The sequence below is a fragment of the Pseudomonas sp. GB2N2 genome, assembly GCF_054897705.1.
Genome location: NZ_CM142701.1, coordinates 3,018,489 through 3,044,419, shown reverse-complemented (window position 1 = coordinate 3,044,419; position 25,931 = coordinate 3,018,489). Strand labels below are relative to the sequence as shown.

The window sequence follows — 25,931 nt, the reverse complement described above, 5'->3', positions numbered from 1 at the left end:
AGTATTTTCGCTAAAGCTCTTGTTCAGTGAATGCGCGGAAATCGCCGGGGGCGATATATACTGCGCGCCATTCTTCAAGGGAGAGCCGTGTGGCCATCGATATTCACTGGATTCGCGACAACGATAGCCTCGGCCGGTTTTGCGCCGAATGGCAGCAGCTGCCCTACGTTGCCCTCGACACCGAATTCATGCGGGTCGACACCTTTTATCCGATCGCAGGCCTGCTGCAGATCGGCGATGGCGTACGCGCTTACCTGATTGACCCGCTGACCATCGACAACTGGCAGCCATTAGCCGCGTTGCTGGAAAACCCGGCGGTGGTCAAGGTGGTCCACGCCTGCAGCGAAGACCTCGAAGTGTTGCTGCGCCTGACCGGCAGCCTGCCGGTGCCGCTGTTCGACACGCAACTGGCCGCTGCTTACCTGAACCTCGGTTTTTCCATGGGGTATTCGCGGCTGGTGCAGGAAGTGCTCGGCATCGACCTGCCCAAGGGCGAGACCCGTTCCGACTGGCTGCAACGTCCGCTGTCCGACACCCAGATCAGCTACGCCGCTGAAGATGCGTTGCACCTGGCGGAAGTTTTCGTACGGCTTCGCCCGAAGCTGTCGGACGACAAATACGCCTGGGTCCTGGAAGACGGCGCCGAACTGGTGGCCAACCTGCGTCGTGAGGTTGATCCGTACGAGGTCTATCGTGAGGCCAAACTGGCCTGGAAGCTTTCTCGCGCGCAACTCGCCGTGCTGCGTGAACTGTGTGCCTGGCGCGAGCGCGAAGCCCGTGCCCGTGATTTGCCGCGCAATCGCATTGTTCGTGAACATTCCTTGTGGCCGCTTGCGCGCACGCAACCGGACAACCTCGGCGCGCTGGGGAAAATCGAAGACATGCACCCGCGTACCGTGCGTCAGGATGGCGAATTTCTGCTTGATCTGATCAAGCGCTCTGGCAGTGTATCGCCAGATCAATGGCCGCCTGCCGTACCGGAACCGTTACCGGTGGACGCTGCTGTACTGATCAAACAATTGCGAGCGTTCGGCCAGGCCGAGGCCGAACGGCTGAACGTTGCGCCCGAACTGATGTTGCGCAAGAAAACCCTGGAAGCGCTGCTCAAAAGCGGCTACCCCAACGGCCCCTACCAATTGCCTGATTCGCTGCGTGGCTGGCGCCGCGAGTTGATGGGCCAAGCGCTGCTCGACAGCCTGGCCACCGCCGGAGAACAGCCTTGAAACGTATTTGCTCCATCTACCGAAGTCTGAAAAAAAACGAGATGTACCTCTATGTGCTCAAGAGTGATGCACTGGAGCGCGTCCCGGAAAGTCTGATGGCCGCGTTCGGCAAACCGCACCATGCATTCGATCTGGTGCTGACCCCCGAGCGCAAGCTGTCGCGTGAGGACATTACGGTGGTCCTGGAAAACCTTGAGAAGCAAGGCTACCACCTGCAAATGCCGCCGGCTGAGGACGAATACATCGAACATTTGCCGGAAGAATTGCTGCGACGCAACGACCCGATGTAATCGACAGACAGCTTTGTTCAGTCTCTGTTCAGAGTCTGCGTGAAACACTGGAATGATTTTGACGATGGCCGCGACGAGGGAGCGATACTCCGTCGGCGGCCGTCGGCTCTGCTTTTGAAAGGTTTGAACCATGCGCGTTCTGATTGCTGAACACGACCACCCCGTATATGCCCAACTGTTGCGCCAGGCCGCGCCTGATCTTGAAGTGCTGACCAGTGGCGACTCGGCCGAACTGGCCAGCCAGGCCGCCGATTGCCCGATCTGGTTGGGTCAACCTGACCTGCTGGCGAACTTGCTGCGTCAGGGTCACCAACCGCAATGGCTGCAATCGACCTGGGCCGGCATCACGCCGCTGCTGGCTGACGGTTTGCCACGGCACTATCGCCTGACCCGAGCGGTGGGGATTTTCGGTCAGGTCATGGCCGAATACGTGCTGACTTACATGCTCGGCCACGAGCGTGAAGTGCTGCCGCGCCTGGTCAGTCAGGTCGAGCGCAAATGGGACAGCCGCCAGGGCCAAAGCCTGGCAGGGCGCAAAGTTTTGATCGTTGGCGCGGGTGACATCGGCCAGACCGTGGCCCGGTTTCTGTTGCCGTTTGGCGTCGAGTTGTATGGCATCGCCAGTGAAGCGCGCGAACAAGCACCGTTTGTCGAAGTGGCAGCGCTGGCGGACTTGCCGCGATTGGTCGGTGAAGTCGATTACGTGATCAATCTGCTGCCGAACACCCCGACGACCCACGATTTGTACGACGCAGCGCTGTTCAAGCAGTTTAAGCCGACCGGGTTGTTCATCAACGTCGGGCGCGGCGTGGCGGTGGTCGATGCAGACCTGGTGGAAGCCTTGAAGGAAGGGCATCTGGCGGGCGCGGTGATCGATGTCTGCCGTCAGGAACCGCTGCCGCAACGTCATCCATTCTGGACGGCGTGGGGCTTGCTGTTGACCGGGCACAGTTCGGCGCCGACTTCGCCTGTGATGATGGTGAACCTGTTTGTCGAAAACCTGCGGGCGTATCAGGCGGGCGAGGCGTTGCGCGGCGAAGCGGATTTCGATCGCGGGTATTGACCCCACCGCGATAAAAAAATGTGGGAGCGGGCTTGCTCGCGAATGCGCAGTGTCAGTCTCTATTTATGTCGACTGACGCACTGCATTCGCGAGCAAGCCCGCTCCCACATTGGTTCTACGGTGTGGCTTAGAGAGTGAAATCGCCTTCAGCCGCCAGCTCGCTCAACGGACGACGCGGGCTCGGCGCTTCACGGGCTTGCAGGTAATCGGCCAGCGTCGCTTTATCCCCAAGTTTGCCCACCGCCACCGCTGCGTGCAGCGCGTAACCTTCTGGAATGTTCAGCTCTTTGCGGGTCAGTTCCTGGTCGAAACCGGCCATGCCGTGGGTGTGCCAGCCGCTGATGCTCGCTTGCAACGCCAGATGACCCCAAGCGGAACCGGTGTCGAAGGTGTGCCACAGCGCCGGCGTTTCTTCGGTGGCGCCCGGTGCGGTGAAGGTGATTTTCGAAATCACGATCACCAGCGCCGAAGCGTGTTGCGCCCAGCTGCGGTTGAACTCGTTCAGCAGGCCAAGGTAACGCTCCCAGTTTGGCGTGTCGCGGCGCGCGTAGAGAAACCGCCAAGGTTGCGAGTTGTAAGCCGAGGGTGCCCAGCGTGCCGCTTCGAAGAAGCTCAGCAGAATTTCTTCGGAAATGGCTTCACCGGTGAAGGCGCGGGGCGACCAGCGATCGGTGAATTGAGGGTGAATGGCGTATTCGGCAACGCGTGGATTGGCACTCATGCAGAGATTCCTTGCTACGTTGAAGGGAGGGGGCGATGCGAAACCCTACTGGGCGGCGCGAAAACTGACAAGCATGTTCTACCGGCAGTCGCCAAGGCTTGGCCCGCGGGGCTCTGCGCACTAGACTGGCGGCCTTTTCATCACTGATGTCGATCCTCGAACCATGGCCGCCAAAGTAGAACCGTTCTGGAAACGCAAAACCCTCGATCAACTCGATCAGGAGGAATGGGAATCGCTGTGCGACGGTTGTGGTCTGTGCTGCCTGCAAAAGCTCGAGGATGAAGAGGACAACAGCGTTTACTACACGCGCATCGCCTGCAAACTGCTGGATTTGAAAACTTGCCAGTGCACCGATTACCCCAACCGCCGTGATTTTGTGCCGGACTGCATTCAGCTCACGCCGGGCAAGGCCGATGAGTTCAAATGGCTGCCACCGACCTGCGGTTATCGCCTGGTCAGCGAGGGCAAGGATTTGCTGCTTTGGCATCACCTGGTGTGCGGTGATCGCGACGCGGTGCACCAGCAACGAATCTCCCAGTCCGGGCGCATGCTCGCCGAAGGCAGCGTGGCTGAGGATGATTGGGAAGACCATCTGATTTTCCGCGCAGGTTAGTTTTACAAAGGAGTGTGTATGGCTGTCGGATTGCGGCTGGCGCTGGTCGCGGGCTTGTTGGCCTTGAGTTCGTCGGTGTGGGCGGCGAAGAAAGTCGATCTGGATTACCACGTGCGCCTGTTACCGCAAAGCGACCAAGCTGAAGTGCGCCTGACCCTGGACCAGGGTTCGGCGGTGCGCAGTCTGGATTTCGACCTCGGTGACGGCAGCCGCTACAGCGACTTCAAAGCCGATGGCCAGTGGCAGCTCACGCCGGGCACACAGGCCCGTGGTCTCTGGCGCCCGTCCGCCGACCAGGCCAGCCTGACCTATCGCGTGCGCATCAGCCAAGGGCGCAAGAACGGCAGCTTCGACACCCGCATGACGCCGACCTGGGCGCTGATGCGTGGTGAAGACCTGGTGCCCGCCGCGAATCTCGATCAACAGGACGGCATCGAGCTGGTGTCACGCCTCGAATTCGAATTACCTACGGGCTGGAAAAGCGTCGAGACCGCCTGGCCGCGGGTGGGCAAGAACAAGTTCCGCATCGATAACGTCTCGCGCCTGTTCGACCGGCCCACCGGCTGGATGCTCGCCGGCCACCTCGGCAGCCGCCGCACCCGGCTGGGGGAAACCGAAGTCACCGTGGCCTCACCGCAAGGCCAGGGTATGCGGCGCATGGACGTGCTGACATTGCTGACGTTCGTCTGGCCGCAAGTGCAGGCGGTGTTCCCGCGTCATCCGGCCAAGCTGCTGATCGTCGGCGCCAACGACCCGATGTGGCGCGGCAGCCAGGCGGCGCGGGAGTCCATCTACCTGAACACGCGTTTGCCGCTGGTCAGCGAAAGCGGCAGCAGCGCGCTGGTGCGTGAATTGGCCCAGGTATTCGGGCGGATCAACGACAGGCAGCGTAGCGACTGGATCAGCGAAGGGTTTGCCGAGTATTACGCTATCGAACTGGTGCGCCGCGCCGGCGGGATGAGTGATGAGCGGTATGCGAGTTTGCAGAAAAAGTTGGCCAGGAACGGCCAGAAGGTCACGACCCTGCGGGGTGATCAGATCAGCCCGGAGCAGATCGATAAAGCGGTGGTTTTACTGAGTGAGCTGGATCAGGAGATTCGGATCAAAACCCGCAACAAGCGCTCGCTGGACGATGTGTTGCGCGGGGCGATGCATCTGGAAAGTGTCGATACCAAGGCGTTTGTACAACTGGCCGAGAGTGTGATTGGCGAGTCTTCCAAGGTGCTGGATACCGACCTGCTCCAGTAACACCGCCATCGCCGGCAAGCCGGCTCCTACCATTTGGAATGCGTTCTTCTGTAGGAGCCGGCTTGCCGGCGATGGGGCCCTTGACCGCGACACACATGCCCGATCAAACCCCCGCTTTCGGCGATTTCAACGAATCATTCCCAGTCACGGTAGCCGTGTTGGTCGCCGCTTCGGCATTCGCCTTCAACTTGCTCAACTCTTCCCCGGCACGCTCGATTTTCGACCGCACGTTGTTGATGTCCTGACGGCTTTTCTCCAACAGGCTCTTGGCGGAGCTGTGCCCAGTAATGCCACGAGCCAGAGCCACGCCACCAATAGCCACCTGGATCAAACCGAAGAAACCGCCGCGACGCAGCCCTTTACCCACCATCACCAGGCCACCGGCGAGGGAGCCGGCGCGTTCCCAGCCGTGGACGTTGTGATCGGTACGGCTTTGGAACGGGGTGGAGTCGATGCGCTCGACGCGTTTTAGTTGGCTCATGATCTGTCTCCTGTCAGGTACGACTGTTTCAAGAATAGATAATTAAGCTGACTGCCGGAGCGGGCGGCTTGTTCCATCGGATGTGTGTCGACTCAGCGGAATTTCGCCCCGGAGCGGGTGTTGAGCCCTTTGGCCATGCGGTCGTAGAGCACGACGTTGACCGTGGCGGCGAGATTCATGCAGCCGGTGGTCGGGATGTAGACCACGTCTTCGCACCAGTCGCGAATCTCTTTATCCAGCGAGCCGTCTTCCGGGCCGAAGATGTACAGCGCGCGATCCGGGTGGGTGTATTCCGGCAGCGAGCGGGCGCCTTCGACCAGTTCCACGGCGACCGGCACGCAGCCCAGCGGCAGGATCTTTTTCAGGTCGTCGATGCCGATCAGCGGAATGTCGTAGTGCACGCGTTTGGTGTCGGTGACGAAGTCGGCGGCGCGTTCATAACGCTTGCCGGTGTAGAACACCGACGCCACGTTGTAACAGCCGGCGGCGCGCATGACCGAACCGACGTTTTCCGGTGATTTGGGGTTATACAAACCAATGCAGCTGTACCGTTTGTCTGCCACGAGCGGAGTGCCTTCGGGGGAAAAGCGGCGATTATACGGGGATTGGGGGAGGGGTGTTTGGTTTGGAGATTGATGGTGTTCATCGGTCGTCTTCGCTGGCTTGCCAGCGATGAGGCCAGTCAGGACACTGGAGAACTTATTCGTCTTTTTTCATCAGGCCAGCTAACGCCGCAAACGGATTATGCGTCGCCTTGGCAATCTTCGGCGTACTCAGCGAGCCTTCGTGGAAATACTGTTGGTCGGTATACCGCGAGTGCTCATTGTCATGGCAGTACAGGCACAGCAATTCCCAGTTCGAGCCGTCCTGCGGGTTGTTGTCGTGGTTGTGGTCGCGGTGGTGCACGGTCAATTCGCTCAGGCGCTTGCCGGAAAACTCACGGGCGCAGCGGCCGCATACGTGCGGGTACATTTTCAAGGCTTTGTCGCGGTAACCCATTTCCTTGTCGCGCTGGTTGTCGGCGAGGATGCGGTCCAGCTTCGAAGTGTTGGTCGGCGTTGACGAACTCATGGGTTCACCTTTGTAAAAGACTAATGACGGTTATGACGTGAGTTTAGCTCAGCCCTTGAGCTTCTCGGCAATCCAGATCGTGTGGCGCGTGCCTTTGTTGCCATGGGCGAAGACCTGGACTTCCTCGGCCTTGAAGCCGGCTTTCTTCAGTTTGTCGGAAAACTGCTTGTCGGCGCTGGCCGACCAGACGGCCAGCACGCCTTTTGGCCGCAAGGCCTTGGCGCAGGCGCTCAGGCCGCCCGAGGAATAGAGCCAGCTGTTGGCCCGCTGAGTCAGGCCTTCGGGACCATTGTCGACGTCGAGCATGATGGCGTCGAAGCCTTGCGGTTCGGCCTGTAGCACCTTGGCCACGTCTTCCATGCGGATCACCGTGCGTGGGTCGAGCAACGGATTTCCCGCTTTTTCGCCCAGCGGCCCGCGATTCCACTCCACCACACCCGGCACCAGTTCGGCGACCACTACTTCAGCGGTCTTGCCCAAATGCTTGAGCGCCGAGGCGAGGGTAAAGCCCATGCCCAGGCCGCCGATCAGCACTCGCGAATTCGGACGTCCGGCGACCTTTCGGCACGGGATTTCGGCCAGCGCGTCTTCGGAACCGTGCATGCGCGTGTTCATCAACTGCCCGCCGTCGCCACCCTGGATCTTGATCACGAAATCCTCACCGTATTCGAACAGGCACAGGGCACCGCCGTTTTCAGGGATGGGCGCAGTGTCGAGCAGAACGAAACGTTTCATGGGGCTCTCTTGAGAAGAATGGGGGATTGGGAGGGCAAACGAACGCAGTTGGGAGTAGCCTGCAACCAGACAACAAGGCCAACGGAGCCATTGATGAAGCGCACTATTCTAACGGTCATTGCCTTGGCCGCGCTCTCGATAACTGCAGGGCAGGCCCAGGAACTGCAAACCATTCCGACCAGCCCGGCGCTGCTGCCCGGTTCGCCCGGCACCGCAACGCCGACGCCGTATCCGCAAATCACGCCCAACAGCGTGCCCAAGGCCGGCCCCGGCAGTGGCGGGGCGCCGCTGCTGCCGCCGATCGAAATGCCCAATCCGCCCAAGGACCAGACCTTGCCGGGCCTTGAGCAGAACGAAACCCGGATCAAGTCGCCGGGTGGCTGATCCCTTGATTTAAATTTGCTGCGAGAGCAACTGGCCGTCGACCATGCGCAAGCGCTTGGACAGAGAAACGGCGAGGGCGCGGATGATCTTGGCGGCGATCTTCGGCGCGTCGTTGATCATCTTTTCCAGCGAGTCCTTGCCCAGGTTCAGCAACTGGCAGTGGGTCGCGGCTACGCAACTGGCGGAGCGGCGCTCGCCATCCAGTACGGCCATTTCGCCGAACGAGCGGCCACCCCGTAACGTCGCAATCGTCACCAATTGCCCGTCGCCGTGGGTCTTCTGCACTGCGACCTGGCCCGCGTGGATGATGCACATGAAGCTGCCGGCATCGCCTTCGTGGAAAATCTCTTCGCCTTCGGGAATGGTGCTGATGCTGAAGTAGCCCGAAGCCGCTGCGAGGTCTGCGGGCAGCAGTTGATCGAACAGGCCACAGTCCATTAGCCAGTCGCGAATTTCGTTGTTCAGTAAGGTCGGTTCTGACATGTCGGCACGGTCTTTTTTTGTGTCTGGAGCGGTTACGTTGAGTTCACTCGATCCCACAGAGAGGAGATCTACACCTTAAGACTGAATCACCATGCCAAGTTCCTCAGGCAATCCCCCAAACCTTGAAAACAAATGCGTATTCGAGTGCTACGTCACGTAATCCCTGATAACGGCCGCTCATCCCGCCATGACCGGCGCCCAGTTCCGTCTTGAGCAGCAGCGGATTGTCGTCTGTTTTGCTCGCGCGCAACTTCGCCACCCACTTGGCCGCTTCCCAATACTGCACGCGACTGTCGTTGTAGCCGGCGATTACCAGCGTTGCCGGATAGGCCTGCGCGGTCACATTTTCGTACGGGGCGTAGGCCTTGAGGCGATCATAAACGTCCGGCTCTTGAGGATTTCCCCATTCGTCGTATTCCGTGACAGTCAGTGGCAAGTCCGGGTCGAGCATGGTGTTCAGCACATCGACGAACGGCACTTCGGCAATCGCGGCGCCGAACAGCTCGGGTCGCATGTTAAGCACTGCGCCGATCAGCAAACCGCCGGCACTGCCGCCGCTGATCGCCAGTTGCGGCGAACTGGTGAAGCCATTGGCGATCAAGTGTTCGGCGCAGGCAATGAAATCGCTGAAGGTGTTGGGCTTGTGTTCCTGCTTACCGGCGCGATACCAGGCTTCACCCAGTTCACCGCCGCCACGCACGTGCGCGATGGCAAACCCTACGCCACGGTCCAGCAGGCTCAGTCGCGCGTGGGAAAACCACGGATCGAGGCTTTCGCCGTAGGCGCCGTAACCGTATAGATAAAGCGGCGTCGGCTTGCCCAGGGCTTCGCGTTTGACCACCAGGCTGATCGGCACTTGCGTACCGTCGGGCGCGGTCGCCCACAGGCGCTGACTGACGTAGGCATCGGCGTCGAACGGGCCGAGCACCGGCGTCTGCTTCAATACTTTCTGATCGCCGCTGACCAGCTCCAGCTGGCGAATTTGCGCAGGGCGGTTCAACGCCTCGTAACGCAAGCGGATACGGTCGCTGACGAATTCCAGGCTGTTTTGAACGTGCAGGCTGTAGGCCGCGTCGGGCAACTGCACGCGATAGCTCGGCAGGTCTTGCGGATGAACTTCGATGATCGGCAAGCCACCCTCGCGCAAGCTCAGGGTCAGGGCCCCAGCGTTGAGGCTCATGCCGTCGATCATCGTGGTGGCGCTGTGGGAAATCAGGTTCTGCCAGTCGGCCTCGGTCGGCGCGACGCCGGTATCGCCGGCGGTGTACAGGGCAAAGTTGATGCCGTCACGGTTGGTGCGAATGAACCAGGTCCATTGGCCATCGAGGGCGCCGTGATCGACGTCATACTCGTGGTCTTCAACCCTCGGTGCGATGCAGGTAAATGCCTGCTGCGGCTGGAACGCGTCGAGCACCCAGACTTCGCTGGTGGTCTTGCTGCCCAGGGCCAGGAGCAATTGCAGCTCCGAACTGGAACGATAGCAATGCATGAAGAAGCGGCCGTCCGGCTCATGGAACACTTCTTCGGCCGCCGTGCCGTCCAGTCGATAACGGAACAGTTTGTGCGGGCGGTGGGTGTCGTCCAGTTCACCGAAGAACAGCGTCAGGCTGTCGTTGGCCCAGGTCATGCTGCCGTCGCAGTCGGCGAATTCCAGTTCGCTGACGCGTCCGCTGGATAATTCCTTCACGAACAGCGTGTAAATCTCATCGCCCGTGGAGTCGATGCTGTAGGCCAAACGTTGGTGGTCCGGGCTGATGCTGAACGCGCCGAGGGAAAAGAACCCGCCGTTGGCCAGTTCGTTCGGGTCCAAGAGCAGTTGTTCCTGCGCTTCATCGAGCTGCAGGCCGTCGTCGGCCGGACGCGGGCAGCGGTAGTGACGGGCGTATTCGTCACCGGCGGTGGTGCGCGTGTAATACAGGTATGGGCCCCAAGGCGAGGGCAGCGACAGGTCGGTTTCAAGAATCCGGCCCTTGATCTCCTCGAACAGAGTTTCACGCAGCCCGGCCTGATCGGCGGTTTGCGCTTCCTGGTAGCTGTTTTCAGCCTTGAGGTAATCGAGCACCGCGTCGGTGTCGCGTTCCTGCAGCCAGGCATACGGGTCAGAACCTTCAGCCTTGTGGGCAATGGGGGCGCTGGTGATGTTGGCGGATTCGGGCATGAATGGCTCTCGGACGGTGTACGGAATAGAGGGTTTCGCAGGGGCAGGATAAATCCTCAGCCTGTCGCAAGTCCCTGTGGGAGCGGGCTTGCTCGCGAAGCGGTGTGGCAGTTGCAATCGATGTTGCCTGACAGTTTGCTTTCGCGAGCAAGCCCGCTCCCACATGGCGCAAGCCTGACGTGCGAAAAGTCGTTACTATAAGCGCCTCTTTGCCTGCCTTGCCATGGACACCATGACCGAGAACGACTATCTGATCGCTTGGGGCCTCTACGCCTTCGCCGCTTTAGGCTGCCTGTTGGTGTGGATGCGCCTGACCCGCTGGATCTGGCGCTGGCTGCGCGAGCCGCTGCGACTGCTGGTCGCCGTGTTGCTGTTCAGCCCGACGATCATTGATCCGGTAAAGGAAAAGGTTGCCCCGGCCATCGCTATCACCGCGCTGGATCTCGCGTTCAAGGTGGGCAACAACGCCTGGCGGGCGATTTCCGATCTGTTCATGTACGGCATGATCGTCTTCGGCATCTACCTGGTGTTCGTGGCAATCCGCTTCCCGATCGAACGTGCTTCCATCGCTCGCAAGGCGCGCACGGCGGCCGCGAAGGCGGCGGCCGTAGTCGACGAGCCTGAAGACGATCGCGCGTTCGGCGGTGCCGGCGACGACCGTTACGGTCGTCCGCCGGTCCCGAGCAACCCTCAGCGCAACCGGGTCGAACCGCGTTTGTAACCTTGCCCTTGCCTTTCAGAGAATCCGAGCATGTGTGAGTTATTGGGCATGAGCGCCAATGTGCCGACCGATATCGTGTTCAGCTTCACCGGGCTGATGCAGCGCGGCGGCCGTACCGGTCCGCACCGTGACGGTTGGGGCATCGCGTTCTACGAGGGCCGTGGCCTGCGGCTGTTCCAGGACCCGGCGGCCAGCTCTGAGTCGGAAGTCGCGAACCTGGTGCAGCGTTATCCGATCAAGAGCGAAGTGGTGATCGGGCACATTCGCCAGGCCAACGTCGGCAAGGTCTGCCTGTCCAACACTCACCCGTTCGTGCGCGAACTGTGGGGGCGCAACTGGTGTTTTGCGCATAACGGCCAGCTGGCGGACTTCGAACCGATCAAGAGTTTTTACCGCCCGGTCGGCGATACCGACAGCGAAGCGGCGTTCTGCGATTTGCTCAACCGCGTGCGCGCAGCATTTCCAGAGCCGGTAGAGATCGAAGCGCTGCTGCCGGACCTGGTAGCCGCTTGTGCCGAATACCGCAGCAAAGGCGTGTTCAACTGCCTGCTCAGCGACGGTGACTGGCTGTTCTGCTATTGCTCGACCAAACTGGCGCAGATTACCCGTCGCGCGCCGTTCGGCCCGGCGCGCTTGAAGGATGTCGATGTGATCGTCGACTTCCAGGCCGAAACCACACCCAACGACGTGGTCACGGTGATCGCCACCGAACCACTCACCGAAAACGAAACCTGGACCCGCTACGAACCGGGCCAGTGGAGCCTCTGGCGACGCGGTGAATGCGTCAGCCAGGGCAAGACCGAATAAGGGACGCACGCATGTTGCTCAGTTATCTACGGCTGGTGTTGTTTGCGGCTGGCCTGTTGATCGGTGTTCAGGTGCCGGGGTTCATCAACGACTACGCCAAGCGGGTCGAAGCACACCTGATTGAAGCGCAGACCAGCCTGAGCGGTTTTCAAGGCACCGCCAATCAGTTCTTCAAAGGTGACATGCAGGCGCTGGTCGCGCATTACCGTGCCAGCGAAGACCCGATCTTTCGCAGCGATGCCGACAGCCTGAGCAACCTGCTCACCCGTCAACTGGCCCTCGATAAACAGTTCCAGGCCATGCAAGGCCCGTGGTACATCCGCTTCCTGCAAGTGGTGCTGGCCGCTGATCCGGATATCCGCAAGGAAACCTGGAACGGCTACAGCTACCAGATCCTGCTGACGCCGGAAGCGATGATCTGGGGCATGAGCGGCGCATTGCTGCTGTCGTTCGGGATTGAATGCCTGTTCCGGTTGATCGACTGGGTGGTGCTCGGCGGGAAACGTCTGCGCCAGAGCCGGCCGATTGAAGACCGGGATGTGCGCGGCCTCTAAGCCAGACACAGGACTCTGTAGCAGCTGGCGAAGCCTGCGTTCGGTTAGGATTGCCTACATCCGAAAACCTACGGGAGTGTTCAGCATGAGTCGCCTGCTATTGAACTGCGACATCGGCGAGAGCTTCGGCAGCTGGACCTTGGGTCTGGATGCCGAGGTCATGCCCTTCATCGACTGCGCCAACATCGCCTGCGGTTTCCATGCCGGCGACCCGAGCATCATGCGCAAGACCATCAGCCTGGCCCTGAGCAACGGCGTGCAGATCGGCGCTCATCCGGCCTATCAGGATCTGGTGGGGTTTGGCCGGCGCTCCATGGCGTATACCGCCCAGGAACTTCAGGACATCCTGCATTACCAGATCGGCGCCCTCGACGGCCTCTGCCGCGCCCAGGGTGGGCGGGTGAGTTACGTCAAACCCCATGGCGCGATGTACAACGACATGATGGCCAACCCGGCGCAATTGCGCGCGGTGCTGCAAGCCGTGGTGTCTTACGACCAGACGTTGCCGCTGATGCTGATGGCCACCCGCGACAACAGCGCCGCGCAGCAGCTGGGCGATGAATACGGCGTAACGCTGTGGTTCGAAGCCTTTGCCGATCGCGCTTACGACAGCGCCGGAATGCTGGTTTCGCGGCAGGCGCCGGGCGCTGTGCATCACGATCCGGAAAAAATCATCGAACAGGCATTAACCATCGCCCGAGGAGAACCCCTCACCGCCAGCGACGGCAGCGCCTTGCACTTGCAGGCCAATACGCTGTGCGTCCACGGCGATAACGCCAGTTCGGTCGCGGCGGTGCGGCGGATTCGCCAGGCCCTTGATCAGCAGAGTGCACCATGAAACCGCGTGTGGAAGTGGTCGCGCTGGATTGTCTGATGGTGCGTTTGTTCGATGAGATTTCCGAAGCCAACATGCCGTGGATGCTCGCCGCCAGCGAAAATCTGCGGGCGGCATTTGCCAGGCATCTGATTGATCTGGTGCCGTCTTACACGACGTTGATGGTGCATTACGATCTCAGCGCATTAAGTCCGGCTCAGGCGCGGGAATTGATCGCCCAAGCGTTGATTGATCTCACGCCCAATGCCTGTGCCACCGGCAAAAGCCATGTGCTGCCGGTCTGGTATGACCTCAGCGTCGGCCCGGAGCTGAGCCTGTTGGCCCGGCGCAGCGGTTTGGCGGTGGATGAAGTGATCCGCCGCCACAGCGAGCGCGAGTATCAGGTGTTCGCGTTGGGCTTTGCGCCGGGGTTCGCTTTCATGGGGCTGCTGGAGGAGGTGCTCGCCGCGCCGCGTCTGAATACTCCGCGCAAGTCAGTCGCGGCCGGCAGTGTCGGCATCGCCGAGCGACAGACGGCGGCGTATCCGGTGGTGTCCCCCGGCGGCTGGAACCTGATCGGGCGCACACCGGCAAAATTGTTCGACCGCGAACGCGATGGCTACAGCCTGATGCAACCGGGCGACACGGTGCGCTTCGAAGCGGTCAGCCACGCCGAGTTCATCAACCTGGGCGGTGACGACACGTCACTGGAGGCGCAGGCATGAGCCGTCTGACGATCGAAGCGAGTACGCCACTGTGCCTGTTGCAGGACGCTGGCCGTTTCGGCGTGCGGCATCTGGGCGTGACCCAGGGTGGAGGGCTGGATTGGCGCTCGCTGTCGTGGGCCAACTGGCTGCTGGGAAATGCGCTGGACGTACCCGTCATCGAAATCACTCTGGGTGGGTTCAGTGTGGCCGCCGAAGAGGATTGCTTGCTGGCATTGGCCGGGGCGGACCTTGGCGCGCAACTGGACGGTCAGCCACTGGTGCCGTGGCGCAGTTTCAAGCTGTGCAAAGGTCAGCGTTTGCAATTCACTCAACCAATGCTGGGTGCGCGGGCGTACCTGGCGGCACCGGGCGGTTTTGATGCGCCGAAAGTGTTGGGCAGCAGTGCGACGGTGGTGCGTGAAGAGCTGGGTGGGCTGGACGGCATGGGGCGCGCGTTGGCCAAAGGCGCCACGTTGAGTTACTCCGCCGATGCGCCGCTGTTGGTGCGGGCGTTGTCACGCGATCAAGTACCGGACTTCACACTCGATACACCGCTGAACCTGGTACTCGGCTCACAGATCGGTGCGTTTAGCGGCCAGAGTCTGTTCGATGCGTTCAACAGTGCCTGGACCCTCGACAGCCGCGCCGATCGCATGGGCATTCGTCTGCTGGGAACGGCATTGGAGTATCAGGGCAGACCGATGATTTCCGAAGGAATCCCGCTGGGTGCGGTTCAGGTGCCGCCGGACGGGCAGCCCATTGTACTGCTCAATGATCGGCAGACCATTGGCGGGTATCCGCGATTGGGGGCGTTGACGCCATTGGCGTTGGCGCGGCTGGCGCAGTGCTTGCCGGGGGCAACGGTGCGGTTGCGGCCGGTGGTGCAAGAGGTTGCGCATCGGGAGCAGGTCGAGTATCTGCGCCGGTTTTCGTCACATTGATCATTCCCACGCAAAGCGTGGGAATGCCGGGTGGCCGCGATTATTTGGACAAAAACCGCATCCCTTCCTCCAGCCCGCGCAACGTCAGCGGGTACATCTGGTCATCAATCAAATCCCGCACGATATTGGTCGAAGACGTATAGCCCCACGTATCTTTCGGATACGGGTTAATCCATATCAGCTTTTTGTACTTCTCCTTGAACCGCTGCATCCACACGTAACCGGCTTCTTCGTTCCAGTGCTCGACGCTGCCACCGGCCTGGGTAATTTCGTACGGCGCCATCGCGGCATCGCCGATGAAAATCACTTTGTAGTCGGCGCCATACTTGTGCAGCAGGTCCTGGGTCGATGTGCGCTCGGAGGTGCGGCGCATGTTGTTCTTCCACACCGATTCATAAACGAAGTTGTGGAAGTAGAAGTATTCCAAGTGCTTGAATTCGGTCTTGCAGGCTGAAAACAGCTCCTCGCAAATCTTCACGTGCGCATCCATCGAGCCGCCGATGTCGAACAACAGCAACAGCTTGACGGTGTTGCGTCGTTCCGGCCGCATCTGGATGTTCAGCAACCCCGCATCCTTTGCGGTGTGGTCGATGGTGCCGTCGATGTCGAGCTCTTCGGCCGCACCCTGGCGGGCGAATTTGCGCAGGCGACGCAGGGCAACCTTGATGTTGCGAGTGCCCAGTTCCACCGAATCGTCGAGGTTCTTGTATTCGCGCTGGTCCCAGACCTTGACCGCCTTGCCCTGACGCTTACCGGCATCACCGACCCGAATGCCTTCCGGGTTGAAGCCGCCGGAGCCAAAAGGGCTGGTACCGCCGGTGCCGATCCATTTGTTGCCGCCGGCATGGCGTTCCTTCTGTTCTTCAAGGCGCTTCTTGAATTCTTCGATCAGCTTGTCGAGGCCGCCGAGGGACTGAATGGCCGCCCGCTCTTCTTGCGTCAGCGAGCGCTCGAATTCCTTGCGCAACCATTCTTCAGGAATCAACGCCTGAAGGTGGTCGTCGAGTTTTTCCAGGCCGTTGAAATAGGCACCGAAGGCCCGGTCGAATTTGTCGAAATGCTTTTCGTCCTTCACCAGAATCGCCCGGGACAGGTAGTAGAACTCGTCCATGTCGGCGAAGGTCACGCGCTGTTTCAGCGCGTTGATCAGGTCCAGCAGTTCACGCACCGAGACGGGCACTTTGGCGGCGCGCATTTCATTGAACAGGTTGAGCAGCATGGCGTTGGCCTCCCGCTTTTGTTGAAAAAGCAGAGATCAGCGCGTGCCGCGACGGCTCATGAAGGCCAGGCGTTCCAGCAATTGCACGTCCTGTTCGTTCTTCACCAACGCCCCGGCCAGCGGCGGAATCGCCTTGGTCGGATCACGCTCGCGCAGCACGGCTTCGCCAATGTTGTCTGCCATCAGCAGCTTCAGCCAGTCAACCAGTTCAGAGGTCGAAGGTTTCTTCTTCAGGCCCGGCACTTTGCGCACGTCGAAGAACACGTCCAGCGCTTCGCTGACCAGGTCCTTCTTGATGTCCGGGTAGTGCACGTCGACGATTTTCTGCAGGGTGGCGCGGTCCGGGAACGCGATGTAATGGAAGAAGCAGCGGCGCAGGAAAGCGTCCGGCAGCTCTTTTTCGTTGTTAGAGGTAATGATGATGATCGGGCGCTTTTTGGCCTTGATGGTCTCGTCGATCTCGTAAACATAGAACTCCATCTTGTCGAGTTCCTGCAGCAGGTCGTTCGGGAACTCGATGTCGGCCTTGTCGATCTCGTCGATCAGCAGAATCACCCGCTCTTCGGACTCGAAAGCCTCCCAGAGCTTGCCCTTTTTCAGGTAGTTGCGCACGTCGTGGACTTTTTCCGTGCCCAGTTGCGAATCACGTAGCCGGCTGACCGCGTCGTACTCGTACAGGCCTTGATGGGCCTTGGTGGTGGACTTGATGTGCCAGGTGATCAGCTTGGCCCCGAAGGACTCGGCCAACTGCTCGGCCAGCATGGTCTTGCCGGTGCCTGGCTCGCCCTTGACCAGCAGCGGACGCTCCAGGGTGATAGCGGCGTTGACCGCCAGCTTCAGGTCATCGGTGGCGACGTAGGCCGGGGTGCCTTCGAACTTCATCTGCTAATCCTCGAACGGTAACGCCGACCTGACGGGCAGGGCGGGGCGGGCAAATTGGTTTTGATGTCCGACTATAACGCGCAGCCCCGTCGACTGTGAACGCAGACGGCCTATTCAGTCTCTGAATGGCGCGTCACATCTTGACTCAGTCTCGGCGGCTGCCAGTATTGAGCTATCGCCATTTTGGCGATAGCTTGCCAGGCATGTCTACTAAACACCGATTTCGCGATACATACCGCATTCAACTGCGCGAGAAGGATCACCCGCCGCCCCATGTTCATCTGATCGGTAGAGGGCTTGATGTCATGCTCAGCCTGGAGACCGTCGAGGTGATGGTCGGCAAGGCGTCGCCGTTGATCATCAATGAAGCGCTGGCGTGGGTCAGCGCTCATCAGGCGCAATTGCTGGAGGACTGGAAACGATGTTACCCATGAAACGACCACGGTTGTCTGCCGTGAAGGCATTGCCGAATCACCGCTTGGCACTGACATTTATCGACGGTCAGGACCTGACCCTGGATCTGAGCAATGACCTGCATGCCTATCCGGGGCTGCAGCCACTGCTGGAGGCGGTGGCCTTCGACAGTGCAACCTTGGGCGATGATGGCTGGAGCGTCGAGTGGCCCGAGCAGGACATCCAGATTGGCGCAGATACGGTGTACCTGGATGCACTTGCGCAAAACGCAGCGGACGAGAACACCCGAATCTTCATCGACTGGCGAGCGCGCACCGGGTTGCCGCTCAATCAGGCGGCCGAGGCTTTGGGAGTCAGCGCCCGCAGCATCACGCGCTATAGCAGTGGGCGCGAGGCGGTGCCGCGATCGTTGGCGCTGGCATGTCTGGGCTGGGATTTTTTGCAGCGACAATCGAGCCCGGCGCGGGCGGCCGAAGAAACCGGCCGCTACACCGTCACGCGGAAGTCCTAATCGGCCTGCGGCTTGGACCTTTCATACCGGGCATTGAATGCCTGAACGAAACCATTACGCAAAATCTGCATAAACGCCTGAAATGCGCTGATGTCCCCCCGGTGCACATTGCCGCTCAGTTCTACGCGAGTCGCGAACTGGTTCTTTCCCTGGTTTTTCAACACGGTTTCGGAGCCGCCGACAATGGCTTCCCAGATGGAGCGGAAGATCCCTTTATCCTTGTTTTCAACGTCCTGTTGCCAGTTGAACACGTCAACGTCTTTCAGCAACGGTTTTATGTAACCGGTCAATTGAGCTTTTTTTGCTTGCGCCTCGATGACCACGTCGCCATGGCCGGCATTGAAGTCAAACTTGCCATACGCCGAGGCGAAGTCGTTCATGCGCTTGAGTTCGATGTCCTTCGCGCGGAGTCGGAATTCGAAATCTTCGAAATTGCTCAGCGGGTCGAACGTCGCAGTCGTTTCCAGTGGCGCGTGGCCCAGTAGCAACGCTTTGCCTTCGAAACGTGCCTCACGCTTGCCTGCATTGTCGACGACGTTGGTCAGGTTGTAGATGCTGGCGTTGACCTGAGTGGCGTTCATGTTGACGGGAGGCTTGGAATTGAAATTCCTGAAACTGATCTTGCCGTCATAGATACGAACTTCGTCCAGGGTGATCGGCGCCAGTTTGCTTAATTGTGCGCGCCAGTCCGTCCCCCGACCGGTTTGCGAATTCTGCTTGTTGGCGCCGCCATCGACAAAGTTCACCTCGGGGTTGAAGAACTGCACCCTGGCCACCACGGCATGGTCGTAAATCAGAGAGTGCCAGCTGACAGACAGGTCGATCAGCGGTGCGTTGACGAAGGGAACCGGGACCTTGCCATCGACCTTGACGATTTTCAGACCGTTGATCCTGTAAGCCCCGCGCCACCAGGCCAAATCTACGTCGGTGACCTGGCCACGGTAGTCGCCCATGTCGGCGAGCTTATCGTTCAGGTAGTCACGCACCATGTAGGGCAGGGCAATGTGCAGGGTAATCAGTAGCACGACAAGACCGACGAAGATCCAAAGGGGCCAGCTGTATCGACGTTTCATGATGGTAAATCTCTGGCGATGTAAGACCATTGACTACAGTGGTCACCGGACGTTCGCCCCGACTGGACGACCCTGGGCAACAGGCATACCGTGAAGGGCTTATTCAACGCTGCATAAGGACCCAGCCATGAGTCGTATTTTCGCTGACAATGCCCACTCCATCGGCAATACGCCGTTAGTGCAGATCAACCGCATCGCGCCGCGCGGTGTGACCATTCTGGCCAAGATTGAAGGGCGCAACCCCGGTTATTCGGTCAAGTGCCGGATTGGCGCAAACATGATCTGGGATGCCGAAAGCTCCGGCAAACTCAAGCCTGGCATGACCATCGTCGAACCCACTTCCGGTAATACCGGCATTGGCCTGGCATTCGTTGCCGCGGCGCGGGGCTACAAACTGATGCTGACCATGCCCGCGTCAATGAGCATCGAGCGTCGCAAAGTGCTCAAGGCACTGGGCGCCGAACTGGTGCTGACCGAGCCGGCAAAGGGCATGACAGGCGCGATTGAAAAGGCGACCGAGATTGTCGCCAGCGAACCGTCCCTTTACTTCATGCCCGCGCAGTTCGAAAACCCGGCAAATCCGGCCATTCACGAGAAAACCACCGGTCCGGAAATCTGGAACGATACCGATGGTGCGGTCGATGTGCTGGTGGCGGGTGTTGGAACAGGCGGAACCATTACCGGGATCTCGCGGTATATCAAGAATACCCGGGGCAAACCGATTCTCTCGGTGGCCGTGGAGCCGGTGGTGTCGCCAGTGATCACTCAGGCGCTGGCCGGTGAGGAGATCAAACCGAGCCCTCACAAAATCCAGGGCATCGGCGCGGGTTTTGTGCCGAAGAACCTGGATCTTTCCATCGTCGACCGGGTTGAGTTGGTTACAGACGACGAGTCCAAGGCCATGGCCTTGCGGTTGATGCAGGAAGAAGGGATTTTGTGTGGCATCTCCTGTGGTGCTGCCATGGCAGTGGCCGTGCGCCTGGCCGAAACACCGGAAATGCAGGGCAAAACGATCGTAGTGATTTTGCCTGACTCCGGCGAACGGTACTTGTCGAGCATGTTGTTCAGTGATTTGTTCACCGAGCAGGAAAATCAGGCGTAGAAGCTGTCACAGGCTGCGATCTTTTGAGGTTGTTTGGGGGTTGATTCAAGTCAGCCCCCGTTCAGGTGACCTATGATAAGAAGTGCTCCATTGCACAATCCTCAACACTGAATGTTGAGTCATGCGGGTTTTTCCTGCGGTCGGTAATGTTTATCATGGCTGGCTGCCACGTCGGGTGAATGACGTTGTGCAGAATTGTTTATTCTCAAGGAGTTGTGGATGACCTTTTCTTTTGCCGCGAAGGCATCGCTATTGTTGCTGTTTCTTGGCAGCACTCTTTATGTGCATTTGCGCGGCAAGGCGCGATTGCCGGTATTGCGTCAGTTCGTCAACCACTCAGCGCTATTCGCGCCTTACAACGCCTTGATGTACATGTTCTCCAGCGTGCCTTCCAGGCCTTACCTGGATCGCAGCAAATTCCCCGAACTCGATGTGCTCAAGGACAATTGGGAGGTCATCCGCGACGAAGCGATGCACCTGTTCGACGAGGGCTACATCCGCGCCGCCGAAAAAAACAACGACGCCGGGTTTGGCTCGTTCTTCAAGAAAGGCTGGAAGCGTTTCTACCTCAAGTGGTACGACAAACCCCTGCCATCGGCCGAAGCGCTGTGCCCTAAAACCGTGGCGCTGGTGAGCAGCATTCCCAATGTCAAAGGTGCCATGTTCGCGTTGCTGCCGGGTGGCAGTCATCTCAACCCTCACCGCGATCCGTTTGCCGGTTCGTTGCGCTATCACCTCGGACTGTCAACCCCCAACTCCGACGATTGCCGCATCTTTGTTGACGGCCAGATCTATGCCTGGCGCGATGGCGAAGACGTGATGTTCGATGAGACCTACGTGCACTGGGTCAAGAACGAGACCGAAAAGACTCGGGTGATTCTTTTCTGTGACGTTGAACGTCCGCTGAGCAACCGGTTCATGACCGGGATCAACCGCAGCATCAGCGGCTGGCTGGGTCGCGCCACGGCACCGCAGAACCTCGACGACGAACGGGTTGGCGGCATCAACAAGGCTTATGCCTGGAGCAAGAATTCCAGCGACAAGGTCAGCGGCGTGGTCAAGCAGTGGAAGCGTCGTCACCGTACGGCTTACCGTGTGCTGCGGCCGGTGCTGGCGGTGGTGGTGTTGACGGGGTTGGGGTATTGGTTATTTGGGTGATTTGATTACCACATGAGAAAACCGCTCGCGCGTCGCCGCGATGGGCAATGCCTGCGTTCGGCCGGCGTGGTTGACCGGGCGCCTGCGATCAAAACCAAACCTCGGCGGCCTCTGGGCCGACAGGGCCAGCAAGCAGGCGCCTACAGGGGGAATGCGTACGACCAACGAGCCAGGTCGGCTATCAGGCCGCTTCGCGCAACAACCCACAACCTCCCAGCCTGAAGATCCCCGGTCGCGGTGCAACATGGAATCTCCTGCACTGGGAATGAAGCCCTGTTCACTTACTCAACGCATGCTCAGCCCGCACCGAATTCATGAACGCCTGCATCGCCGACGACTGAATGCGATGACGCCGGGTGATCAATCCATACGGCGGCAACCGCGCTTCAAACTTGATCGGCAACACCGCCAGCAAATCACGCCCCGGATAATCCTCGACCACTGAAACCGGTGTGACGCCGAGCATGTCGGTCTGCTGGATCAACGACAGCAAGGTCATGATCGACGTGGTTTCCACGATGCTGCTGGGAATGTCGACCCGCGCGTTGTGAAACACCTGATTGATGATCGCGCGCATTGGGCTCGGTTGCTGTTGCAGCACCCAGGTCATGTTCTGCAACTCCGCCCAGCTTAGGTTTTTTTCCTTCGCCAGAGGGTTCTGCGCGCCCGAGATCACGCACAGTTCCTCTTCGCCAAGGCTGTCGAACAGCAATTCCTCGGCGCGCGCACCGGCCGGAATCCGGCCCAAAACGATGTCCAGTTGATCCTGCAACAGCGCTTGCACCAGCACGTCGCTGGTGTCGACCTGAATGCTCATCGACAAGCGTGGATGGCTCTGTTTCAGGGTGGCGATGGTGCGGGTCAATAGCCCCGAGGCCAGCGCCGGAATCGCTCCGACCGCCACTCGCCCGAGATTGCCGGATTCGAGGGCGACCAGTTCTTCCCGCATGCCGCTGAGTTCGGCAAACACCATGCGCGCGTAGTAAATGACGGTTTCCCCGAACGGGGTGGAGCGCATGCCCCGTGGCAGGCGTTCGAACAGCTCGACGCCGAGCAAGTCCTCGGCTTCGTGGAGCATCTTGGTCGCTGCCGGTTGGGTCATGCCGATGTGATCGGCGGCGCGGCGCAGCGAGCCGAATTCCTGCAGCGCCAGCATCAGCCGCAGTTGGCGCAGACGCAGTCGGCTGTGAATTACGTTGGCTTCTGGAATTCGGGTCATGGGCCGTGCTCGCGAAAAAGACTGCGGCAAGCCTGACAACAAATGTCAGGCGTTGCCAGCATTGCTGTGTCACAGCACCGATTTTGGCTTGGCGACGTGGGGTTTGCGCAGGCCGGTGAGGGCGCCCAGGACCTTGGAAATCAGCGGCCAGAACAGCATCAGCAGCGCCGCTGTGGTCAGGCAACCCACCAACGGGTTGGACCAGAAAATCCCCAAGTGGCCGTCGGAAAACAGCATCGACTGACGGAATGCATCTTCCGCCTTGTCGCCCAGCACCGCCGCCAACACCAGCGGCGCAATTGGGTAACCGAGTTTCTTGAACAGATAACCCAGCGCGCCAAAGCCCAGCATCAGCACTACGTCGAAGAACGAGTTGTGCACCGAGTAGGCACCGATGGCGCAGACCATGATGATGATCGGCGCAATGATCGAGAACGGAATGCGCAGGATCGAGGCAAACAACGGTACGGTGGCCAATACCACGATCAGGCTCACCACGTTGCCGAGGTACATGCTTGCGATCAGGCCCCAGACGAAATCGTGCTGCTCGACGAACAGCGTCGGCCCAGGGTGCAGACCCCAGATCATCAAGCCGCCGAGCATCACCGCCGCCGTCGCCGAACCCGGAATGCCGAGGGTCAGCATCGGCAGCAGGGCACTGGTGCCGGCCGCATGGTCGGCAGTTTCCGGGGCGATTACGCCTTCGAGTTCCCCCTTGCCGAAGTTCTCGCGATTCTTCGAAAAACGCCGCGCCAGGCTGTAGCTCATGAACGACGCCGCTGTCGGTCCGCCCGGCGTGATGCCCATCCAGCAACCGACCAGCGTACTGCGCAGAATCGTCCACCAGTAACGCGGCAACTTGGCCCAGGTGCGCAGGATCACCATCGGTGTGATGCGCGCATGTTCGCCGCGAAACACCAGGCCTTCCTCGACGGTGCAGAGGATTTCGCCGATGCCGAACAGGCCGATCACCGCCACTTCGAAACTGATCCCGGTCATCAGGACCGGCTGGTCGAACGTCAGCCGCAGGTTGCCGGAGACCGTGTCCATGCCGACCGCCGCCATGGCGAAACCGATCATCATCGCCACCACGGTTTTCAGCGGCGGGTTCTTGCTCATGCCGATGAACGTGCAGAACGCCAACAGGTACACCGCGAAGAACTCCGGCGAGCTGAACGACATGGCGAACGCGGCAATCCGGGTCGACAGGAAAGTCAGCAGCAATACCCCGGCCAACGCGCCGATCAGTGCCGAGCTGAACGCGGCGGTCAAGGCTTCCGCGGCGCGACCTTCGCGGGCCATCGGGTAGCCGTCGAACGTGGTCGCCACCGATGAGGGCTCACCGGGGATGTTGAACAGGATCGAGGTGATCGAGCCGCCGAACAATGCGCCCCAATACATGCACGACAGCAAAATGATCGCCGACACCGGCGACATGGTGAACGTCAGCGGCAGCAGCAACGCCACGCCATTGGGGGCGCCAAGGCCGGGCAAAACGCCGACCAGAATGCCCAGCAGCACGCCGATCACCATCAGGCCGATGTGGCCCGGGGTCAGGATCAGGTTCATGCCTTGCAGCAGGGAATCGAACTCGCTCATTTGAAGTGCCTCCGGGCGAGGGTAACCCAGTCGCCCAACGGGCCTGCATCCAGCGGGACCTTGAACCACAACGCAAAAATCAGGTAACTGGCGAGCACCGCGCCGAGGGCGACGGTGGCGATCATCAGCTTGCTGTAGGGTTTGTCGCGGACCTTGTCACGCCACATGAACCAGGCGATGAAACAGGCCGAGGACACGTAGATGCCGGTCAATGGCATGGCGCCCACGAACAGCGCGATCGGGATGAACACCGACACCACTTGCTTGAACGCGCTACGGCTGACGAACGAAATACTCAAGGCGTGCCAGCGCACCACCGTCAACACGCCGTTGGCCACACTCGCGGCACTCAGCATCAAGCCGATGTAGAAGGGGAAGTAACCCGGCTCAGGGCCGGAATCGCCCCAGCCGATACCTTGTTCGACACTGCCGAACATCACCACTACGCCGATCAGCGCCGTGAAGACAGCCAGGCCGAGTTCGACCCAGCGGGTACCTACCAGCGCCGGTGAATCCGAAGAATGGGACATGAAGACACCTCCAGAGGTGACGGCCGTGCGCAGGCGGACGGCCGTCGGCAACTCAGTTTTTCAGCCAGCCGGCTTCTTTGAACACCGGGGTGACGCGGGCGGTGTCTTTCTCGATGTAGGCCGTCAGCGGCTCGCCTTCGAGGAAGGTCGGCACCAGCGCGTTCTGCTTGACGTAGGCCTTGAACTCCGGGGTCTCGGTGACTTTGCGCATCAGTTCGACATAGAACGCACGCTGTTCGGCGGTGACTTCGCCGGGCATGAACACGGTGCGCGGGAAGCGGTACTGATCGATGCCCAGGCCTTGTTCGTGGCAAGTCGGCACGTCGGCCCAGGATTTATCGCCAGCGACTTTCTCGGTGTAGCTCATGCGTTCCTTGCTGAACACGCAGAGCGGTTCGACCTGATCGCCGCGCCATTGGCTGATGCTTTCGCTGGGGTTGTTGACGTTGGCGGCGATGTGTTTGCCGGCCAGTTGGGTGGCGGCTTCGCTGCCGCTCTTGAACGGGATGTACACCAGTTTGCTGTGGGTGGTCTGGTTCAGCAGCAAGGTAAGCGTCTGGTCGACATCCTTGGACTGGCTGCCGCCCATGCGCAGGTTCGACGGGTCCGCCTTGACCGCTTCGTAGAAACCTTTAGCGTCCTTCCACGGTGCGTCCTTGTAGCTCCAGAGAATGAAGTCGTCCTCGGCCACGGCAGCGACGGGAGTCAGCTCCTGCCATTGGTAGCCGAGCTTGGAAACCAGCGGCAACAGATAGATGTTGTTGGTGCCGATCACCAGTTTTTCCGGGTCGCCCTTGTTCATTTTCAGATCGAGGAACGCTTCAGCGCCATTGCCACCGCCCTTGTTGAGGACGATGGTGTTCACGTCGAGAAACTTGTGGGTGGTAATGATCGACTGGATCAGGCGACCGAGCTGGTCGGTGCCGCCACCGGGGCCGCCAGCGACGACGATTTCGACGTTCTTGTCCGGTTGCCAGGCCGCGTGAGCGAGAGCGGGAAGGGTGCCAGCGGCGATCAGCGTGCAGCCAAGAAAAAGACGGGATGTGCGACGGACGAATGCATTTCGCATGGAAGGGCCTCGTTTTTGTAGTTGTTATGAGTGACTTGTCGGTGCGGTAAAGCTGCAAGCCTGGCCTGAGTGTGGGAAGCCGCCGTCGCCGCGTCTAGTCAAAACAATACATACACCGATAGCCTGGGGTTATCGGTCACA

The 25,931-nt window shown here is 60.1% G+C and carries 30 protein-coding genes; 16 read left to right on the top strand and 14 right to left on the bottom strand.

What is annotated here, in order from left to right:
- The first annotated feature begins 89 nt into the window (after nt 1-89).
- The 3 genes from rnd to ACYZT4_RS14100 all read left to right on the top strand — a co-directional run bounded on the left by rnd (nt 90) and on the right by ACYZT4_RS14100 (nt 2,576).
- On the top strand, nt 90-1,223 hold the full coding sequence (rnd, locus tag ACYZT4_RS14110; RefSeq protein WP_461980525.1) for a ribonuclease D: 1,134 nt from the start codon (nt 90-92) through the stop codon (nt 1,221-1,223).
- A complete protein-coding gene (locus ACYZT4_RS14105) occupies nt 1,220-1,513 on the top strand; it encodes a YcgL domain-containing protein (protein WP_007898694.1) in 294 nt (97 codons plus the stop codon). Before rnd ends, ACYZT4_RS14105 begins: the two co-directional genes overlap by 4 nt.
- Before the next feature lie 130 nt (nt 1,514-1,643).
- Nucleotides 1,644-2,576 carry a D-2-hydroxyacid dehydrogenase gene (locus tag ACYZT4_RS14100; protein WP_461980523.1) on the top strand — a complete coding sequence of 311 codons (933 nt, stop codon included), beginning with the start codon at nt 1,644-1,646 and terminating at the stop codon, nt 2,574-2,576.
- Between the two features lie 127 nt (nt 2,577-2,703).
- On the opposite strand, the gene ACYZT4_RS14095 is transcribed toward ACYZT4_RS14100, so the two are convergent.
- Nucleotides 2,704-3,297 carry a nitroreductase family protein gene (locus tag ACYZT4_RS14095; RefSeq protein ID WP_461980521.1) on the bottom strand — a complete coding sequence of 198 codons (594 nt, stop codon included), beginning with the start codon at nt 3,295-3,297 and terminating at the stop codon, nt 2,704-2,706.
- Nucleotides 3,298-3,460: 163 nt separating this feature from the next.
- On the opposite strand from ACYZT4_RS14095, the gene ACYZT4_RS14090 reads away from it, so the two are divergent.
- Both ACYZT4_RS14090 and ACYZT4_RS14085 read left to right on the top strand, forming a co-directional pair.
- The gene (locus tag ACYZT4_RS14090; protein ID WP_461980519.1) at nt 3,461-3,910 is read left to right on the top strand and encodes a YcgN family cysteine cluster protein; all 450 of its coding nucleotides are present in this window, start codon (nt 3,461-3,463) and stop codon (nt 3,908-3,910) included.
- An 18-nt stretch (nt 3,911-3,928) separates the two neighbouring features.
- The gene (locus ACYZT4_RS14085; protein ID WP_461980517.1) at nt 3,929-5,158 is read left to right on the top strand and encodes a hypothetical protein; all 1,230 of its coding nucleotides are present in this window, start codon (nt 3,929-3,931) and stop codon (nt 5,156-5,158) included.
- Between the two features lie 103 nt (nt 5,159-5,261).
- Here the strand turns inward: ACYZT4_RS14085 and ACYZT4_RS14080 are convergent, their stop codons facing one another.
- The 4 genes from ACYZT4_RS14080 to ACYZT4_RS14065 all read right to left on the bottom strand — a co-directional run bounded on the left by ACYZT4_RS14080 (nt 5,262) and on the right by ACYZT4_RS14065 (nt 7,445).
- Entirely contained in the window at nt 5,262-5,639 is a 378-nt protein-coding gene (locus ACYZT4_RS14080) for a YgaP family membrane protein (RefSeq protein ID WP_461980515.1), read from the bottom strand.
- A 92-nt stretch (nt 5,640-5,731) separates the two neighbouring features.
- Nucleotides 5,732-6,202 carry an RNA methyltransferase gene (locus ACYZT4_RS14075; protein ID WP_461980513.1) on the bottom strand — a complete coding sequence of 157 codons (471 nt, stop codon included), beginning with the start codon at nt 6,200-6,202 and terminating at the stop codon, nt 5,732-5,734.
- Nucleotides 6,203-6,338: 136 nt separating this feature from the next.
- The gene (locus ACYZT4_RS14070) at nt 6,339-6,710 is read right to left on the bottom strand and encodes a YajD family HNH nuclease (protein ID WP_461980511.1); all 372 of its coding nucleotides are present in this window, start codon (nt 6,708-6,710) and stop codon (nt 6,339-6,341) included.
- A gap of 48 nt (nt 6,711-6,758) precedes the next feature.
- The gene (locus tag ACYZT4_RS14065; RefSeq protein WP_123410584.1) at nt 6,759-7,445 is read right to left on the bottom strand and encodes a spermidine synthase; all 687 of its coding nucleotides are present in this window, start codon (nt 7,443-7,445) and stop codon (nt 6,759-6,761) included.
- Between the two features lie 93 nt (nt 7,446-7,538).
- Here ACYZT4_RS14065 and ACYZT4_RS14060 point away from each other — a divergent pair, with 93 nt between their 5' ends.
- Nucleotides 7,539-7,829, top strand: a complete 291-nt coding sequence (locus ACYZT4_RS14060; protein WP_461980509.1) for a hypothetical protein — start codon at nt 7,539-7,541, stop codon at nt 7,827-7,829.
- A gap of 9 nt (nt 7,830-7,838) precedes the next feature.
- Here ACYZT4_RS14060 and ACYZT4_RS14055 read toward each other — a convergent pair whose 3' ends face one another.
- On the bottom strand, nt 7,839-8,312 hold the full coding sequence (locus tag ACYZT4_RS14055; protein ID WP_461980507.1) for a cyclic nucleotide-binding domain-containing protein: 474 nt from the start codon (nt 8,310-8,312) through the stop codon (nt 7,839-7,841).
- Nucleotides 8,313-8,415: 103 nt separating this feature from the next.
- Complete coding sequence (locus tag ACYZT4_RS14050) at nt 8,416-10,470, bottom strand: S9 family peptidase (RefSeq protein WP_461980505.1); 2,055 nt, start codon at nt 10,468-10,470, stop codon at nt 8,416-8,418.
- Between the two features lie 223 nt (nt 10,471-10,693).
- On the opposite strand from ACYZT4_RS14050, the gene ACYZT4_RS14045 reads away from it, so the two are divergent.
- The 6 genes from ACYZT4_RS14045 (at nt 10,694) to ACYZT4_RS14020 (ending at nt 15,014) form a co-directional block, all read left to right on the top strand.
- Nucleotides 10,694-11,191: an MFS transporter gene (locus ACYZT4_RS14045; protein ID WP_461980503.1), complete on the top strand. Its 498-nt coding sequence runs from the start codon at nt 10,694-10,696 to the stop codon at nt 11,189-11,191.
- A gap of 30 nt (nt 11,192-11,221) precedes the next feature.
- The gene (locus ACYZT4_RS14040) at nt 11,222-11,998 is read left to right on the top strand and encodes a class II glutamine amidotransferase (RefSeq protein WP_059403962.1); all 777 of its coding nucleotides are present in this window, start codon (nt 11,222-11,224) and stop codon (nt 11,996-11,998) included.
- An 11-nt stretch (nt 11,999-12,009) separates the two neighbouring features.
- Nucleotides 12,010-12,552 (top strand): DUF2937 family protein, encoded by a 543-nt coding sequence (locus ACYZT4_RS14035; RefSeq protein WP_461980501.1) that lies wholly within the window; start codon nt 12,010-12,012, stop codon nt 12,550-12,552.
- Between the two features lie 85 nt (nt 12,553-12,637).
- On the top strand, nt 12,638-13,390 hold the full coding sequence (locus ACYZT4_RS14030) for a 5-oxoprolinase subunit PxpA (protein WP_461980499.1): 753 nt from the start codon (nt 12,638-12,640) through the stop codon (nt 13,388-13,390).
- Entirely contained in the window at nt 13,387-14,091 is a 705-nt protein-coding gene (gene pxpB / locus ACYZT4_RS14025; RefSeq protein ID WP_461980497.1) for a 5-oxoprolinase subunit PxpB, read from the top strand. Before ACYZT4_RS14030 ends, pxpB begins: the two co-directional genes overlap by 4 nt.
- On the top strand, nt 14,088-15,014 hold the full coding sequence (locus tag ACYZT4_RS14020; RefSeq protein WP_461980495.1) for a 5-oxoprolinase subunit C family protein: 927 nt from the start codon (nt 14,088-14,090) through the stop codon (nt 15,012-15,014). The genes pxpB and ACYZT4_RS14020 overlap by 4 nt, the downstream gene beginning before the upstream one ends.
- Nucleotides 15,015-15,054: 40 nt before the next feature.
- Here the strand turns inward: ACYZT4_RS14020 and ACYZT4_RS14015 are convergent, their stop codons facing one another.
- Nucleotides 15,055-16,233 carry a vWA domain-containing protein gene (locus tag ACYZT4_RS14015; protein ID WP_461980493.1) on the bottom strand — a complete coding sequence of 393 codons (1,179 nt, stop codon included), beginning with the start codon at nt 16,231-16,233 and terminating at the stop codon, nt 15,055-15,057.
- 36 nt (nt 16,234-16,269) lie between these two features.
- Nucleotides 16,270-17,115 (bottom strand): AAA family ATPase, encoded by an 846-nt coding sequence (locus ACYZT4_RS14010; RefSeq protein WP_461980491.1) that lies wholly within the window; start codon nt 17,113-17,115, stop codon nt 16,270-16,272.
- Between the two features lie 203 nt (nt 17,116-17,318).
- Between ACYZT4_RS14010 and ACYZT4_RS14005 the strand changes: the two genes are divergently transcribed.
- The gene (locus ACYZT4_RS14005) at nt 17,319-17,549 is read left to right on the top strand and encodes a DUF4160 domain-containing protein (RefSeq protein ID WP_461980490.1); all 231 of its coding nucleotides are present in this window, start codon (nt 17,319-17,321) and stop codon (nt 17,547-17,549) included.
- On the top strand, nt 17,537-18,040 hold the full coding sequence (locus tag ACYZT4_RS14000; protein WP_461980488.1) for a DUF2442 domain-containing protein: 504 nt from the start codon (nt 17,537-17,539) through the stop codon (nt 18,038-18,040). The genes ACYZT4_RS14005 and ACYZT4_RS14000 overlap by 13 nt, the downstream gene beginning before the upstream one ends.
- On the opposite strand, the gene ACYZT4_RS13995 is transcribed toward ACYZT4_RS14000, so the two are convergent.
- Nucleotides 18,037-19,113: a DUF748 domain-containing protein gene (locus ACYZT4_RS13995; protein WP_461980486.1), complete on the bottom strand. Its 1,077-nt coding sequence runs from the start codon at nt 19,111-19,113 to the stop codon at nt 18,037-18,039. The two genes, ACYZT4_RS14000 and ACYZT4_RS13995, sit on opposite strands and share 4 nt — an antisense overlap.
- A gap of 127 nt (nt 19,114-19,240) precedes the next feature.
- Here ACYZT4_RS13995 and cysK point away from each other — a divergent pair, with 127 nt between their 5' ends.
- Together cysK and ACYZT4_RS13985 are read left to right on the top strand one after the other, a co-directional pair.
- Nucleotides 19,241-20,215: a cysteine synthase A gene (cysK, locus tag ACYZT4_RS13990; protein ID WP_461980484.1), complete on the top strand. Its 975-nt coding sequence runs from the start codon at nt 19,241-19,243 to the stop codon at nt 20,213-20,215.
- A gap of 219 nt (nt 20,216-20,434) precedes the next feature.
- On the top strand, nt 20,435-21,373 hold the full coding sequence (locus ACYZT4_RS13985) for an aspartyl/asparaginyl beta-hydroxylase domain-containing protein (RefSeq protein ID WP_461980482.1): 939 nt from the start codon (nt 20,435-20,437) through the stop codon (nt 21,371-21,373).
- A gap of 277 nt (nt 21,374-21,650) precedes the next feature.
- Here ACYZT4_RS13985 and ACYZT4_RS13980 read toward each other — a convergent pair whose 3' ends face one another.
- The 4 genes from ACYZT4_RS13980 to ACYZT4_RS13965 form a co-directional block, all read right to left on the bottom strand.
- On the bottom strand, nt 21,651-22,592 hold the full coding sequence (locus ACYZT4_RS13980; RefSeq protein WP_461980480.1) for a LysR family transcriptional regulator: 942 nt from the start codon (nt 22,590-22,592) through the stop codon (nt 21,651-21,653).
- Between the two features lie 69 nt (nt 22,593-22,661).
- On the bottom strand, nt 22,662-24,191 hold the full coding sequence (locus ACYZT4_RS13975; protein WP_461980478.1) for a tripartite tricarboxylate transporter permease: 1,530 nt from the start codon (nt 24,189-24,191) through the stop codon (nt 22,662-22,664).
- Entirely contained in the window at nt 24,188-24,721 is a 534-nt protein-coding gene (locus ACYZT4_RS13970; RefSeq protein ID WP_461980476.1) for a tripartite tricarboxylate transporter TctB family protein, read from the bottom strand. The genes ACYZT4_RS13975 and ACYZT4_RS13970 overlap by 4 nt, the downstream gene beginning before the upstream one ends.
- A 52-nt stretch (nt 24,722-24,773) precedes the next feature.
- Nucleotides 24,774-25,790 carry a Bug family tripartite tricarboxylate transporter substrate binding protein gene (locus ACYZT4_RS13965; RefSeq protein WP_461980474.1) on the bottom strand — a complete coding sequence of 339 codons (1,017 nt, stop codon included), beginning with the start codon at nt 25,788-25,790 and terminating at the stop codon, nt 24,774-24,776.
- Nucleotides 25,791-25,931 lie beyond the last annotated feature (141 nt).

Excerpts from the sequence above, each read along its gene's own strand:
- ACYZT4_RS14065 (WP_123410584.1), bottom strand. The coding sequence starts at position 7,445 with ATGAAACGTTTCGTTCTGCTCGACACTGCGCCCATCCCTGAAAACGGC.
- ACYZT4_RS14000 (WP_461980488.1), top strand. The coding sequence starts at position 17,537 with ATGTTACCCATGAAACGACCACGGTTGTCTGCCGTGAAGGCATTGCCG.
- ACYZT4_RS14080 (WP_461980515.1), bottom strand. The coding sequence starts at position 5,639 with ATGAGCCAACTAAAACGCGTCGAGCGCATCGACTCCACCCCGTTCCAA.
- cysK (WP_461980484.1), top strand. The coding sequence starts at position 19,241 with ATGAGTCGTATTTTCGCTGACAATGCCCACTCCATCGGCAATACGCCG.
- ACYZT4_RS14045 (WP_461980503.1), top strand. The coding sequence starts at position 10,694 with ATGGACACCATGACCGAGAACGACTATCTGATCGCTTGGGGCCTCTAC.
- ACYZT4_RS13985 (WP_461980482.1), top strand. The coding sequence starts at position 20,435 with ATGACCTTTTCTTTTGCCGCGAAGGCATCGCTATTGTTGCTGTTTCTT.
- pxpB (WP_461980497.1), top strand. The coding sequence starts at position 13,387 with ATGAAACCGCGTGTGGAAGTGGTCGCGCTGGATTGTCTGATGGTGCGT.
- ACYZT4_RS13965 (WP_461980474.1), bottom strand. The coding sequence starts at position 25,790 with ATGCGAAATGCATTCGTCCGTCGCACATCCCGTCTTTTTCTTGGCTGC.
- ACYZT4_RS14085 (WP_461980517.1), top strand. The coding sequence starts at position 3,929 with ATGGCTGTCGGATTGCGGCTGGCGCTGGTCGCGGGCTTGTTGGCCTTG.
- ACYZT4_RS14030 (WP_461980499.1), top strand. The coding sequence starts at position 12,638 with ATGAGTCGCCTGCTATTGAACTGCGACATCGGCGAGAGCTTCGGCAGC.
- ACYZT4_RS14015 (WP_461980493.1), bottom strand. The coding sequence starts at position 16,233 with ATGCTGCTCAACCTGTTCAATGAAATGCGCGCCGCCAAAGTGCCCGTC.
- ACYZT4_RS13975 (WP_461980478.1), bottom strand. The coding sequence starts at position 24,191 with ATGAGCGAGTTCGATTCCCTGCTGCAAGGCATGAACCTGATCCTGACC.
- ACYZT4_RS13980 (WP_461980480.1), bottom strand. The coding sequence starts at position 22,592 with ATGACCCGAATTCCAGAAGCCAACGTAATTCACAGCCGACTGCGTCTG.
- ACYZT4_RS14035 (WP_461980501.1), top strand. The coding sequence starts at position 12,010 with ATGTTGCTCAGTTATCTACGGCTGGTGTTGTTTGCGGCTGGCCTGTTG.
- ACYZT4_RS14050 (WP_461980505.1), bottom strand. The coding sequence starts at position 10,470 with ATGCCCGAATCCGCCAACATCACCAGCGCCCCCATTGCCCACAAGGCT.
- ACYZT4_RS13970 (WP_461980476.1), bottom strand. The coding sequence starts at position 24,721 with ATGTCCCATTCTTCGGATTCACCGGCGCTGGTAGGTACCCGCTGGGTC.
- ACYZT4_RS14100 (WP_461980523.1), top strand. The coding sequence starts at position 1,644 with ATGCGCGTTCTGATTGCTGAACACGACCACCCCGTATATGCCCAACTG.
- ACYZT4_RS14040 (WP_059403962.1), top strand. The coding sequence starts at position 11,222 with ATGTGTGAGTTATTGGGCATGAGCGCCAATGTGCCGACCGATATCGTG.
- ACYZT4_RS14055 (WP_461980507.1), bottom strand. The coding sequence starts at position 8,312 with ATGTCAGAACCGACCTTACTGAACAACGAAATTCGCGACTGGCTAATG.
- ACYZT4_RS14060 (WP_461980509.1), top strand. The coding sequence starts at position 7,539 with ATGAAGCGCACTATTCTAACGGTCATTGCCTTGGCCGCGCTCTCGATA.
- ACYZT4_RS14095 (WP_461980521.1), bottom strand. The coding sequence starts at position 3,297 with ATGAGTGCCAATCCACGCGTTGCCGAATACGCCATTCACCCTCAATTC.
- ACYZT4_RS13995 (WP_461980486.1), bottom strand. The coding sequence starts at position 19,113 with ATGAAACGTCGATACAGCTGGCCCCTTTGGATCTTCGTCGGTCTTGTC.
- ACYZT4_RS14070 (WP_461980511.1), bottom strand. The coding sequence starts at position 6,710 with ATGAGTTCGTCAACGCCGACCAACACTTCGAAGCTGGACCGCATCCTC.
- ACYZT4_RS14020 (WP_461980495.1), top strand. The coding sequence starts at position 14,088 with ATGAGCCGTCTGACGATCGAAGCGAGTACGCCACTGTGCCTGTTGCAG.
- ACYZT4_RS14090 (WP_461980519.1), top strand. The coding sequence starts at position 3,461 with ATGGCCGCCAAAGTAGAACCGTTCTGGAAACGCAAAACCCTCGATCAA.
- ACYZT4_RS14005 (WP_461980490.1), top strand. The coding sequence starts at position 17,319 with ATGTCTACTAAACACCGATTTCGCGATACATACCGCATTCAACTGCGC.
- ACYZT4_RS14010 (WP_461980491.1), bottom strand. The coding sequence starts at position 17,115 with ATGAAGTTCGAAGGCACCCCGGCCTACGTCGCCACCGATGACCTGAAG.